The 13,544-nt window shown below is 41.9% G+C and carries 11 protein-coding genes; all 11 read right to left on the reverse strand.

What is annotated here, in order from left to right; all coding sequences use genetic code 11:
• Positions 1-721: alanine/glycine:cation symporter family protein (locus AX660_RS05190; RefSeq protein WP_131811771.1), on the reverse strand; the 721-nt coding region annotated here is incomplete at its 3' end.
• A 189-nt stretch (positions 722-910) separates the two neighbouring features.
• Entirely contained in the window at positions 911-2,038 is a 1,128-nt protein-coding gene (locus AX660_RS05195; RefSeq protein ID WP_068373507.1) for a M14 family metallopeptidase, read from the reverse strand.
• A gap of 355 nt (positions 2,039-2,393) precedes the next feature.
• Positions 2,394-3,368 carry an IS110 family RNA-guided transposase gene (locus AX660_RS05200; protein WP_068373511.1) on the reverse strand — a complete coding sequence of 325 codons (975 nt, stop codon included), beginning with the start codon at positions 3,366-3,368 and terminating at the stop codon, positions 2,394-2,396.
• A 531-nt stretch (positions 3,369-3,899) separates the two neighbouring features.
• Positions 3,900-4,361, reverse strand: coding sequence for a hypothetical protein (locus tag AX660_RS05205; RefSeq protein WP_068373514.1), 462 nt, complete (start codon positions 4,359-4,361; stop codon positions 3,900-3,902).
• Positions 4,362-4,454: 93 nt separating this feature from the next.
• Positions 4,455-5,006, reverse strand: coding sequence for a hypothetical protein (locus AX660_RS05210; RefSeq protein WP_068373517.1), 552 nt, complete (start codon positions 5,004-5,006; stop codon positions 4,455-4,457).
• Positions 5,007-5,102: 96 nt separating this feature from the next.
• Positions 5,103-5,510 (reverse strand): hypothetical protein, encoded by a 408-nt coding sequence (locus tag AX660_RS05215; protein ID WP_068373519.1) that lies wholly within the window; start codon positions 5,508-5,510, stop codon positions 5,103-5,105.
• 78 nt (positions 5,511-5,588) lie between these two features.
• Positions 5,589-6,296: a phospholipase D-like domain-containing protein gene (locus AX660_RS05220; RefSeq protein ID WP_068373522.1), complete on the reverse strand. Its 708-nt coding sequence runs from the start codon at positions 6,294-6,296 to the stop codon at positions 5,589-5,591.
• A gap of 550 nt (positions 6,297-6,846) precedes the next feature.
• Positions 6,847-8,307 carry a glyceraldehyde-3-phosphate dehydrogenase gene (locus AX660_RS05225; protein WP_068375225.1) on the reverse strand — a complete coding sequence of 487 codons (1,461 nt, stop codon included), beginning with the start codon at positions 8,305-8,307 and terminating at the stop codon, positions 6,847-6,849.
• Positions 8,308-8,707: 400 nt separating this feature from the next.
• Entirely contained in the window at positions 8,708-9,091 is a 384-nt protein-coding gene (gene msrB / locus AX660_RS05230; RefSeq protein WP_068373525.1) for a peptide-methionine (R)-S-oxide reductase MsrB, read from the reverse strand.
• A gap of 128 nt (positions 9,092-9,219) precedes the next feature.
• Positions 9,220-11,301 carry a glycogen debranching protein GlgX gene (gene glgX / locus AX660_RS05235; protein WP_068373529.1) on the reverse strand — a complete coding sequence of 694 codons (2,082 nt, stop codon included), beginning with the start codon at positions 11,299-11,301 and terminating at the stop codon, positions 9,220-9,222.
• A 5-nt stretch (positions 11,302-11,306) separates the two neighbouring features.
• Positions 11,307-13,499 carry a 1,4-alpha-glucan branching protein GlgB gene (gene glgB, locus AX660_RS05240; RefSeq protein WP_068373532.1) on the reverse strand — a complete coding sequence of 731 codons (2,193 nt, stop codon included), beginning with the start codon at positions 13,497-13,499 and terminating at the stop codon, positions 11,307-11,309.
• Positions 13,500-13,544 lie beyond the last annotated feature (45 nt).

The raw sequence follows: 13,544 nt of genomic DNA on the forward strand, positions 1-13,544 counted from the left end.
CAAAAGCAGGGCCTACGTTTTCTAAATTAGCAGCAATAACCGATACGGCACCCACTAAATAAATCAAAGCCATTAAAGGCACTATTTTAGCGGTAACGGCGGCGATACGAGTGATACCACCCAAAATAACCAGCGCAAGTAAAATGCCTAGTACCGCACCTACGATTAAAGGATCAAAACCAAAAGTCGCTTCGATACTGGTCGCGATACCATTACTTTGTGGCAAGTTGCCCGTACCAAAAGAACTGATCACCGTTGCAATAGCAAAAGCCACGGCTAACCATTTCATGTTCAAACGTTTATCCATGTAATACATGGGGCCACCAGCCATGGTGCCATCAGGGGTTTTATCACGGTATTTATGTGACAGGGTCACTTCAACAAACTTGGTTGTCATACCCAAAAATGCGGTTGCCCACATCCAAAACAACGCCGCAGGACCACCTAAAAAGATAGCAAAGGCCACACCACCGATATTACCCGTACCCACAGTACCCGATAAAGCGGTGGTTAAAGCGCGAAAATGGCTGGTATCACCTGGTGCATCGGCCTTGTCGTACTTGCCCATCACCACTTTCCAAGCATGTTTGAAATATCTAACTTGCGGAAATTTTAAGTAAATCGTGAAAAATAAACCGGTGCCAAGCAGTACATAAGGAAACCACCAAGCGCCCCCCAACATGCCGTCGAGTGAGTTTAAAAAGTTATGAAATGTCTCCACTGTTTTCCCCTTTAATTATTATTGTTTTTACCCTTAATCCTTGAAGCTACACGTTTGTTGGTTCCACTCATTCACCTCATTTGTCTTAGTCACTTAGTAAACTAAGCTCATGGGGTATCTTCATTTGCCACTGTGTGTAGTTCCAATCATAAGGGGTATATTGCTTTTATGTAACACTTAAGAGCGAACTTAACGCAGCATATCAATAACCGAGCGCATAGCAATTAATACATCTTCACCTAATTGTTTACTGCGCACCGGAGACCAACCATAAGCTGCATCAGGTAGCTCGATATTGTCTTTAAACGGCATTTCTAAGGTGAAAGCCATACAATCAAATTGCTGACCAACAGCATGTGTCGCTACTGTGGGATTGGCTGTACCCGGTTTGTCTTTAGGATAACCAAAAGTATCTTGAAACTCCGGCGTAGCCAGTTGCAAACTGGTTTTAAATGTCTCTTCGATGTTTTGCAAACGTGGGGAATAATTTGGATTACCCTCACAACCTGCCACAAAGTTATAAGGCAGCGCTTCATCGCCGTGAGCATCTAAAAATAAGTCAACACCGGTTTCACGCATTTTTTGCATGACATAAAAAACTTCCGGACTGGCTGCAAGGCTGGGTGTTGCCCATTCACGATTCAGGTTTACGCCAGCGGCATTAGTACGTAAATGCCCACGCACCGAACCGTCAGGGTTCATATTAGGTACGACATAAAATACCGCTTTATCTAACAACTGACGGGCTAAACCATCATTATCATCTAACAAACGCTCTAAAAACCCTTCAATAAACCACTCAGCCATGGTCTCACCGGGGTGTTGACGTGCTGTGACCCAGATAACCTTTTTGTCATCGTCAGGCTCACCCACCACCAACAAGGACATATCGCGGCCATCGAGAGTTTCACCTAAAAACACCTGCTGACAACGCACTGAAGTTTGTGCCCAAGCCAATAAATCTAAATGGCGCTCGTAGCTATAAGGTGCAAAATAAGCAAAATAAATATGCTCATGTTCTGGAGTATGCTGGATAACGAGATTGTCACCATCAAACTCGGTATCCACCCTAAACCACTCTTGGCGATCATAAGACGCTACCGCTTGATAATTCTTCCAACCATCAGGATAAGCTGAGTTTTTTAAGTCAGTAATGGTAAGGCTGTGGGAGACAAAAGCAGTGCTTTCGAGTTTAAAATGGAACCATTGATAAAAATCTGATTGGTGATCTTTTTGGATGCGAAGCTGGATATCGTTAGGCGCTAAGGCTTTGATTACAACGATATTACCACTATCAAAATTGCTGCTAATACGCATGGGATTTTCTCTAAAAAATTCGACCGCGGTAATTTACCACAGCTTGTCAAAAAAGGTTATAGCAGCAGGAGTTACAGGGCAAAAACAAAGGTTTTTTGACAATATTTTTATGCGATTGGTCAGAAAATAAACATTGATGTACAACCCGCTAGCTTTTGTAGGAGGGGCTTCAGCCCCGAACATTTTATAAAACGCAAAAAGACTATGCGCTGCGCGCTCTTAAGATTCTAAAACATCGCTGCGCGACAAAGCATGCGCTTCGCTTATTTATCGCTACGCGACCGCAATCCATTGCGTTTTTCTAACGGCATCCCTGCCGTCCGACTCACTTCTTCTCAACAGCCAGAAGAAGTGACTATGATGTCAAGTAGTGATTTTTCAACATTTTCTCGTCCCACATTGTGTTCTCTCTTAACATTGAATTTAAAATAACAATCATCTTCCTCACACAGGCTACTAAGGCTTTTTTCTTTGGTTTGCCTTGCGCTACTAATCGTTGATACATCTGACCAAATACAGGGTTACAGCGCACTGCAGACAGCATGGCGATGAACATTACCGACCGTATTTGATATCGTCCTCCTTTGACACTGCGTTCGCCGTGGTAAGCACCACTTTCTCGGTTGATAGGCGCGACACCGATAAGAGCCGCCGCCTGTTTATTTGTGATGTAGCCAAGCTCAGGCATGTTACTGAGTAAGTTAAAAGCCACCACATTACCGACACCTGGCATTGATTGAAGGATGGCGTTTTTCGCTTGGTACTCAGGCGATAATTCAATGGTTTCCTTCAGTGATTTGTCGACGTTGTCTATTTCAGTTGACAGTATTTTGAGAACCGTTTTAATGCTTTTATGAAGACTCTTAGGGAGGATTTTAAGCCTGTTTTTCTCCATAGTTTGCATGCAGATAAGCTGCCTACGTCTGGCGAGTAAGTCACTCATTAATTGCATTTCATCAGGACGCAGCTCAGTCACCGCAGGTTTTATTGCTTCACTGAAATGCGCAATGAGTTGGGCATCAAGTTTATCGGTTTTGGCTAAACGACCAATCGCCCCAGCGAACTTCTTTACATGAGCGGGGTTCACCACACAAATCGGTAAATTGGCCTTTTTACACGCTAACACAAAGGCACATTCAAGGCGGCCAGTTGCTTCAATCACGATGCGGGTGGGTTTATGTTTTTTAATATCTTTAACCGCTTGTTTAATACCGATGTCATCGTTCGACACAGAAAAACAAACATCTAAAGGACGAATAGAAATATCGAGTTGTGATTTACCTGTATCAACCCCGACATTGATTTCATTTTGATTATTTTTAGTATCCATAATAAGCTTACTCCGCCTTGCAAATACGGGCTCTGAGGCCCAGTTGACTATCCGAGTTTTATGCTTGGAGTCCTATGCAGTGCTCACACTTCTTTGCGGTCTCTCAAATGAGGAACCAGTAAGCAAACGAGCTACTGCATAAGAAGGCTTTGGTTGCCGCCAAAGCTTGGGCCTCACTTTACCTAAACTTGAATAAGGTGAAACGATATTATGGGAAGGGATTATCCATACAAGTAAGCAAGAAGGGCCGCTCTCCAACCAACTTTCTAATCCGCTTTAAGTCCCGGCTTTCAAGTCAAAACGGCGAGATGTAACTTCCTTGTAAGCCTCGCCTTGTCCAAACGTCCTGTTTGGACATTTGACAAGCCGACACTTCAATCGGGAAAGTTGGAGTCGAGAGTAAAACCACATTCTTCGAATTAACGCTTCGCATAAATAGCGGAGCAAGTTGGACGCTTTTTTGCGCCGTGTGTTTTGCAAAAAACCGGCCTGCTTGCGGAGTCAGGTTTAATGCGCTTGTTAGCAATATTTTTAATCCGATGAAAACGTTTTTATATGTTTAATGTTTTTTACTGAGTCATTAAACTCCTGTAGTGACAAGTCAATTTTATACATACCAAGTGTTTTAAGGTTATATCCTGCTTTTAGTTTTTTAGGGCTAGGAAACTCAAACTCCATCTTAAAAGCATCACCTTTTTCTGAGATATAAAAAAACTTTAAATCATCAAAGGAGTAATCAACATTATCAATAATTAAACTGTTTGAAGTTAAATCAAATATAAATAATTTGGGATGTTTAATTACCTTATAGATACGATCAGCTAGCCAAATAAATAGGAACGGTATACCTCCTATAAGAAAAATAGCTTTTCCCCATTGATTATTAGGAATGCTATCTCTAAAAAACCAAAACGGAATACAGATTAGAAGACATATCACAGGTTCAAATAAAGGACGAAAAATATAGTGTTTTTTGAACTGATAACGATTCAACAATGCCTCCTGCAATATTGCTAACGCTTTTGTAAGGGGCGCGTGTAGTTCACGCGTCCCAGCCCAACTCGTTGGGCGAACTTAACAAACTTGTTATGCGAAAAATTCTTTGCATTGGTTAAGAAGGTGCTTATTTAGAGCAAAGCCACTATTTTTAATACTAGCTGTAAAAAATTTGTCGCTACCTGTTGGTTTAATTAGAAATTCAAAAGTCTTTTTAGACAGGATATCTAACATTATATTTTCCACCTCATCACCTTGAATAAAATACACACTTTCCCATGCTGAATCATATCGATTTTTTAGTATTGTTCCATTTATCATAATATCCATGGATAACTTATGGTTTTCCCCAATATCAAGAGGGTGAGCATCTACATCCTGCTCATTAACATGAGTGGAAATTAAGAGAGAGTATTTTTTTTCTTTTAAACTCGAAGCCAGAACCTCTGCAGAAAGGCTTGATATATCATTCGAATAACCAAAAGAAACGAAAAAATAAATTGTCTTGTTCTCAGTTAAATCGGTCTTTCCGTCAGACCAGAAATAACACGAAGCATCGGTTGTACGAAAATCCCACTTGTCAGATGCAACCGACGAATAAGAAGGGAAAAGAGCTAATATAAAAACAAAAAAATTGCGCATAATTACCATAAACTCAATATCGCATAACGCTTTTGTAAGGGGCGCGTGTAGTTCACGCGTTCCAGCCCAACTTGTTGGGCGAACTTAACAAACTTGTTATACATACTCTGCTCTGATTGTAGAGTTGATTACTTTAAGATTCTTACAAAGTTTGAATGAATCATGATTTGACACTTTCAGCCAAAAATCTTTGATGTCCGCACGAGAGAAACACCAAAAATTACTACTTCCCAAAGCACGAAGCTCCTGATTAGGTGTGAAATATAAACTACAACTTAGGTGTTCCATAGCGCTGTCTGCATCACCACTAAGTTGCCTCGTCAAATCGATATTAAAAAACTCTCCATCACCAATATCGTAACAACCAAATTGAAATAAAAGCATATCCTCATCTGGTTTATTAAAATCTTTAAAGGGAACTGTTTCATATAATTCCATTTGCCTATTAAGCAGTTCGAAATTATTTTTTCCTTTCAATTCTTTTATCAAACTGTCTAAAACCATATAGCTCTCACGTATGTATAACGCCCCAATATGCCGACGAAACGAGCGCAGCGAGTTGAGGTCGGAATAATTGGCTTGTTAGATTTCATTTGCTTCAGCCCAAATGTTTTCATAGTCATCCAATTTTGCAGAAATAACATCTGGGGAAAGCGGTAAAAGATATGTTGGTTTAATTGCAGCGTCCTTTAAGGACTGCCCCACAACCCAGCAAACATCATTATCAATGAATATGACTCTATCATGCAGCTTGCTGCTTTTTTTTACCTTAATAATATCGCCGTATTGAGTGTTATATTTTTCAATTACGGGTTTTAGAACCTTTATTTGGTCCTTAACTTTACTCGAAAGTAAGAGCCTAACATTTACATCCGTTTTTCTAGCATCTAAATAATGATCAACAACAGTGTAATCAAGAAAAGGATCAATAATAAATATTGTTTGTTTTGCAGACGATATAACTCTATTCATTTCTTTGAAAAAATCATAAACATCACCGGCACTGAATACTTTATTTTGAGTTTGGGGAGCTTTTAACTCGAGATCTGCGATTGCTCTTTGAATAGTGCCTAATATTTTAGCTATATTACGGGGACGTAATAAATCAATGGACATTGAATCTGCGGCTGATTGAAATGACATAGCATCTACAGCATTCCACCTAGTAATAAGAGCATGTCCCTGCCCAAACCAAACTAGATGTTCCTTTGAAGAGGGATGATAGTCATCCAAGTTAGGAGCCCTTTCAATTAAGGCTCTAAGTTGTGCTAAAAGTACCGAATGCTCCATGACCTTCCTTGAAATCTAACAGTGTATTAGTCGGAATCATGTTAAATACGGATTTAACATGAACTGTATTTTCCACGACTAATAAATAATTTTTCTTATAATTTCATAATCTTGCTCAAAAACCTAATGGTAATTTTTCAGCTCAGAACTTTGTATTTAAACAGAGTCGGGTTATGTGCAAAAATACAGAATTAAATCGAAGAAAGTGGGTTTTTATTCCCCGTATAAACGTTCCCTGATTTGCGCCAGAATTGACTAAGTAAACTGGCAGGGAAAGCCAGTTTAGCTTTGTCTTGTCGGGAACAAGTCAAAGCGGCTTAGTGAATTCAAGCAAATCAGGATTAGAACGTTTAGTGGGCCGGCTTCTTTCTGGTTACTCTTTCTTAGCTGTTTGAAGAAAGAGTAACTCGAGCCTCGGGACGAGGCTTGAAAAAAGCCATGGATGGCGGTGCGCGAAGCGCATGCTTGGTGGCCGTAGGCCATAAACTAAGCGAAGCGAATGCTTGGTGGCCGCAGGCCATAAAGTAAGCGCAGCGCATGCCTTAAAAGCTTACAAACTCACCGATGCCTTTGGCAACGTTGGCGAATTCAACCCCGCCATGTTTTGCAAAACTTTCATCACCTGACAACTGTAACCAAACTCATTGTCGTACCACACGTACAAAGTTGCGCGTTGGCCGGCTACGATAGTCGCTTGTGAGTCAATCACCGCGGGTGCTCTGGTGCCAACTAAGTCGGTCGAAACAATCTCAGTTGAGGCTGTGTAGTTGATTTGATGTTGCAACTCGGAAAACAACGAAATATCACGTAAGTAGTTATTGATACTATCTTTGTCGGTGCTTTGACTCAGATGCAGATTTAAAATAGCCAAAGAGACATTGGGGGTCGGCACACGAATAGAGCTGCCGGTCAGTTTACCTTCTAATTGAGGATAAGCCTTAGCGACTGCGGTGGCTGCGCCGGTTTCGGTGATCACCATGTTTAAGGCCGCACTGCGCCCTCGTCTGTCACCTTTATGAAAGTTATCGATGAGGTTTTGATCATTAGTAAAAGAATGCACGGTTTCAACGTGGCCACTTTCAATACCGTAGTGCTCGTCAATGGCTTTTAATACTGGTGTGATGGCATTAGTGGTACAGCTTGCAGCTGAGATAATCTTATCTTCTGGCTTAATATCCTGATGATTAACCCCATAAACAATATTTTTAAGCTCGCCCTTACCAGGCGCGGTGAGTAGTACTTTTTTCACGCCTTTAGATTGCATGTGCTGGCCTAAACCCTCGGCATCACGCCAAATACCGGTATTATCAATTACTATGGCATCGCTAATCCCATATTGCTGATAGTCCACTTCATTGGGTGAATTAGCGTAAATCACCTGAATATACGAACCATTGGCTTTAATCGCATTTTTTTCGGTATCGACGGTAATACTGCCATTAAACGGGCCATGGACTGAATCACGGCGTAACAAACTGGCACGTTTTTCCAAATCGCCCGCTTTACCACCACGCACCACTATAGCTTTTAATCTGAGTTTGTTATTTTTGCCCTGACGCTCAATTAACAAGCGCGCAAGTATGCGACCTATACGGCCAAAGCCATACAACACCACATCCTGATGAATTTGTTGATCTTGCACCCCGATCACTTCATGTAGTTGTTGTTGCAAATAATCAGCTATCCCTACATCTGCATATTGCGCATCATAGTGATAGGCATAAGCCAGTTTACCCAAGTCAATGTGGGCTGGTGCTAGAGTCATTTGGCTCATTTGCTCCAGTAAAGGCCAACTTTCTCGAAGCCTAAGTTTGTTGCGTTCTTTGAGCCTAACCGAGCGATGCGCTTTGATGATCTCAATGGCACTAGCGCCCAATAATGGCCGTCCGTAGACTGAAACTTCGATGGCATGGTTGCGGTATAACTTACCTAATATGGGTTGCATCTGTTCGGCGTATTCCTGCCTTTCCTGCCAACTGCTTAACAGTTCCTGCTCTAATTGCTGATTCATGCGTAAATTGACTACCTGAGTGATTGAAGACAAACCAATAACTTGGACTTTGGCGCTATTCGCCAACTCCATTTTGAGTATAAAACCAGAGGCTGTACTCAAAATCGGCGCCATTCTAATGAAAGCCGATGTAATAGCCAAATTGACTAAAACTTACAAAAACCTTTAAAAATCAGAATATTACTCAGCTAAATTCGTAAGTTTTCTACAGTTTACAAATTTAATCGCGGGGCAAAGCGCTAAGTAGCAATGTGGAAGGAATAAACCTCGGTGCTTTACATCAAAAAGCACGCCGTCTTGAAATTTACTTTCAATAAAAATAATTAAAATATTTAATGTTTACTTAGAGAAAGAGTAAAGCAGCTTACTTTTTAAGCAGCTTTACTCAAATAAGGGTGGCTTATTTCGATTTGAATTTTACCGAAACCGAATTAACACAGTAACGTTTACCGCTGGGAGTTGGCCCATCATCAAACACGTGGCCCAAGTGGGCATCGCAGTGACGACAAACAATTTCGATGCGTTGCATACCCAAACTATTGTCGGTGTTGTATTCAACATTAGCATCGTCACTCTGCGCACTAAACGACGGCCAACCACAGCCTGAATCAAATTTATGCTCGGCATCAAATAGCTTTTCACCGCAGCAAGTACAAAGATAATCACCGGGGGTTTTGTTATCTAATAACTGTCCAGTAAAGGGACGTTCTGTGCCTTTTTGCCGGCAAACCCGAAATTCTTCGGCCGTTAATTTTTCACGCCATTGTGACTCAGTTAACTTCACTTGCTCACTCCGAATGTTATAACACAGGGCAAAATAACCAGCTTAATTGTGCCCTGTTACATCTTGCATAGACTTAGGTGCTTATCCATAGTGGACGTGACAGTTATATTACTCCGACCTTGCATTAGTCAAGTGATAGCCTTAAACAAACAGATACTTTTAAAAGCTTGCATGTAAACTTGATTCACCACGACCTGAGGTTGCAAAGCCAGTTTTTCGTAACGGGTATCAAGCATAATTTTCCAGCCGATTTCATTACCAAGCTCAGGTAAATTAAATCGAACATCATGATCCGTGGCATTAATCACCAATAACCAATGCTCAACGTCATGCCCAGCCTTAGGATCAGCGATGCCTTTAAACTCAACCGCAAAAGCCTGATTATTGTGATCCTGCCAGTCATCCACTAACTTTCGCTCACCATCAGGGCGATACCAATTTATTTTGTCTACGTTATGCCCCAGTGTGTAGTTATCATCCTTAAGATTAAGCTGGGTTAACAATACACTTTGTTTGCGCAAGTTAATGGTATAGGAGCAAAAATCCAGAAAATCCTGACGGCGTTCATTTAACTGCCATTTTAGCCAATTGATTTCGTTATCCTGACAGTAGGCGTTATTGTTGCCCTTTTGACTGCGGCTTAACTCATCACCACCCAGTACATGGGGAATGCCCTGAGATAACATCAAAGTGGCAAACATATTACGTTTTTGCCGATCTCTAAGGTTTTTAATCTGTACATCGCTAGTGGGGCCTTCAACTCCATAATTGGCCGATAGGTTATGCCCATGGCCATCACGATTTTGCTCAAGATTGGCTTCGTTGTGCCTTTCGGAATAACTCACTAAATCATGTAAGGTAAAACCATCGTGATAAGTGATCATATTCACTGAGGATAAAATCGAACGATATTCTTTAGGAAATAAATCCCTTGAGCCTAACAAACGTGTGGCCAAATCACTGGTATGGCCTTTATCTCCGCGCCAGAATGCCCGTAAGGTATCGCGGTATTTGTCGTTACATTCTTGCCAATTAGAGGGAAACTGCCCTAAACGATAACCACCATGACCAATATCCCAAGGCTCGGCAATTAACTTAGTATTGAGCAATACGGGATCTTGTCGAATGGTTCTGAAAAAGCCAGATAAACTGGAAAACTCATAAGGATCACGACCTAAACTGGCGGCCAAGTCAAAACGGAAACCATCAACGCCCATTTCCGTTACCCAATAACGTAAGGAGTCCATCACCAGTTTGAGCACATAGGGAAAGGCTGTATTCACACTGTTGCCACAACCTGAATTATTCACATACTTACAATAATCCACTGCGCCATATTCGTTGCGTTCAAACAGGTAAAATGAGGCATTGTCGAAACCTTTAAAAGACAAGGTTGGCCCGTCCATTCCCCCTTCGGCCGTGTGGTTAAATACCACATCTAGGATCACTTCCAAGCCCGCTGCATGCAAGGTATCAACCATCGTTTTAAATTCAGCAATGCCATCTTCAAGCACATAACGGGGATCAGGACAGAAGTAATTAATCGGGTTATAACCCCAATAATTAGTTAAACCTTTTTCAGTGATATAGCGCTCTGGCATATAAGCCATCACTGGCATCAATTGGATAGTGCTGATACCCAGTGTTTGTAAATGTTTAATGATAGCCGGATGGCATACTCCTAAAAACTTACCTTTGTGCTCGTCAGGAACATCAGGATGGAGCTGAGTTAGGCCTTTAACATGGGCTTCGTACAAGATAGTTTGAGCCAGTGGAATATTAGGTTTAGCCACTCTGCCACGACAATCAGTGGGTTTTAATACCACACATTTTGACAACATAAACTGGCTGTCACCTTCGTATTGTTTGGCGTTCCAGCTTAAGGGGCGGTTTAACGCTTTAGCATAGGGATCGATCAGCAGCTTTTGTGCATCAAACTGCCAGCCAATTTTTGCATTATTTTCCCCATGAGTACGAAAACCATAAAGCTGGCCCTCGGTAATCCCCTCAACATGCACATGCCATACCTTGCCGGTTTTGGCCGGCAGAGAAATAACCACGATCTGCTCTTCGGTTTCTTTGGTAAATAAACACACTTGCACATCAGTGGCATTAGGACAATGTACTGCAAAATTGCAGCCACTGTCCGTTAACGTTGCGCCAAGTGGATGATGTGCGCCATTGGAAACTTTAAACGCCTTTTCATCCATAGTGACTACCCTTTGTATATAATAAATAAGCTCGCCAACGGCGGTAAGTTCAAACTAATCGAGTAAGGCTGGTTATTCCACGGTTTATCCAATGCCTGCATTTTTTTGAGTACTTTAAAACCACTACCCCAGTACTTTTTGTCGTCAGTATTAAGTACAAGTTGGTAATTTCCTAAGTCTTGTACACCAAGCAAAAAGTTATCACGGGGCACAGGCGTAAAGTTAGTAATGCAGTAAACTTTTTGTTTTTGCTCTGAGGATTTACGCAGCAATGACAAAATACTCTGCTCGGCATTACCGTGATCTATCCACTCAAAACCACTGTGATGGTGATCGAGTTCATGCAGGGCCGGATAACTTGAATAAAGTTTATTCAGATCTTTGTAGAGCTGTTGGATCCCTTGGTGTTTTTCAAACTCCAATAAATGCCAGTTTATCGAACTGTCGTGATTCCACTCATTTGCCTGACCGATTTCATTTCCCATAAAATTGAGTTTTTTACCCGGATGGCCATACATAAAGGCCGCATAGGCACGTAAATTAGCGGCTTGTTGCCACTCATCACCGGGCATTTTGCGTAACAGCGAGCCTTTACCATGCACAACTTCATCATGAGAAATAGGTAAGACAAAACTCTCATCAAAGGCATAAACCATGCTGAAAGTGATTTCGTTATGGTGAAAACGGCGATAACTGGGATCTTTAGCAATATAATGCAGCGAATCATGCATCCAGCCCATATTCCACTTAAAGCCAAAACCCAAGCCACCTTCGTAGACAGGTCGCGATACTTTAGGGAAAGACGTGGACTCTTCGGCTATGGTCATGGCATGAGGGAATTTTTCATAAACCTCGCGGTTCATCCACTGCAGCAAACTGATAGCTTCATAGTTATGGTTGCCACCATCGACGTTGGGGATCCACTCCCCATCGTCGCGGGAATAATCTAAATAAAGCATGGATGCCACAGCGTCTACCCGCAGGCCATCAATATGGTATTTATCAACCCAAAACAAAGCGTTAGCCACTAAAAACTGACGTACCGTTTCTTTACCAAAGTCGTAAATACAGGAGTTCCAATCCGGGTGCCACCCTTTGCGGGGATCTTCGTATTCGTAGACGTGAGTACCATCAAAACGCGCTAGGCCATGGCCGTCTTCTGGAAAATGTGCCGGAACCCAATCGATGATCACGCCAATACCATGTTGATGGCATTGATCGACAAAGTATTTAAAATCATCTGGTGTACCAAAACGACTAGTGGGAGAAAAAAGTCCTACTGGCTGGTAGCCCCAAGAGCCATCAAAGGGAAATTCTGATACCGGCAATAACTCTAAATGGGTGTAGCCCATCTCTTTAACATAGGGAATAAGATCGGTAGTTAGATCACGATAACTTAAATAGGTTTTTCCTGAACTAGCATCAGGTCGTTTCCACGAACCAAGATGCACTTCGTAAATACTCATGGCCTGAGTGTATTTATTTTTACTGGCCTGTTTTAACCACTTGGCATCCTGCCATTGGTAAGCGTCATGATCGTACACCACTGAGGTATGCGAGGGATATTGCTCGGCGTAAAAACCAACCGGGTCAGCCTTGTGAGGTAAACTATTACCTGCTGCATCTTTGATTTGATACTTGTATTTAGCCCCTGCAGCGATGCCCGGCACTACTAATACCCAGTAACCAAAGTCGGTTTTTTGCATGGGTAAACAGCGACCATCCCAGAAATTAAAATCACCAATTAAAGATACCGCGCTGGCATTAGGCGCAAACACTGCAAAACGGGTCGCGGCGATAGGGCTTTTTAAACCAACTTCCAGCGACACCAACTGCGCCCCCAATTGTTTGTAAACATTGTGGGCAGCATGATCAACAAAATGCACAGCAAAGTAGGCTTGCTCTTTAAACTGATAAGGGTCAACTAATTCATAAGTGCTGGTTTTATTACTAACGGTAAAACGATAAACCTTAGGGGGCTGCTTAAGGCTAAAATCAGCACTAAAAAACGCACTGCCCTTTTTATTAACTAGCTCACCAATAAGCTGGCCACTTTGCATGTCGACCACAGACACTTTTAAAGCGCCTGGCAGCCAAGCTGCAATAGAAAAAACCGAGGTATCAGGATTAAAGGTTGGACCAAGATGATTAAAAGGAAAGGTACAAAGCGCGTGTTCTAATTGTTGTTCAAGCTGCATTTTTCCGCCTTAATGGGGGCGGTTCGCCACGCATGTTGATGCCTA

It is taken from the genome of Paraglaciecola hydrolytica, from assembly GCF_001565895.1.
Classification (GTDB): domain Bacteria; phylum Pseudomonadota; class Gammaproteobacteria; order Enterobacterales; family Alteromonadaceae; genus Paraglaciecola; species Paraglaciecola hydrolytica.

Coding starts and splice junctions, on each gene's coding strand:
- AX660_RS05200 (WP_068373511.1), bottom strand. CDS start 3,368: ATGGATACTAAAAATAATCAAAATGAAATCAATGTCGGGGTTGATACA.
- AX660_RS05195 (WP_068373507.1), bottom strand. CDS start 2,038: ATGCGTATTAGCAGCAATTTTGATAGTGGTAATATCGTTGTAATCAAA.
- glgB (WP_068373532.1), bottom strand. CDS start 13,499: ATGCAGCTTGAACAACAATTAGAACACGCGCTTTGTACCTTTCCTTTT.
- AX660_RS05225 (WP_068375225.1), bottom strand. CDS start 8,307: ATGAATCAGCAATTAGAGCAGGAACTGTTAAGCAGTTGGCAGGAAAGG.
- AX660_RS05215 (WP_068373519.1), bottom strand. CDS start 5,510: ATGGTTTTAGACAGTTTGATAAAAGAATTGAAAGGAAAAAATAATTTC.
- AX660_RS05210 (WP_068373517.1), bottom strand. CDS start 5,006: ATGCGCAATTTTTTTGTTTTTATATTAGCTCTTTTCCCTTCTTATTCG.
- AX660_RS05220 (WP_068373522.1), bottom strand. CDS start 6,296: ATGGAGCATTCGGTACTTTTAGCACAACTTAGAGCCTTAATTGAAAGG.
- glgX (WP_068373529.1), bottom strand. CDS start 11,301: ATGGATGAAAAGGCGTTTAAAGTTTCCAATGGCGCACATCATCCACTT.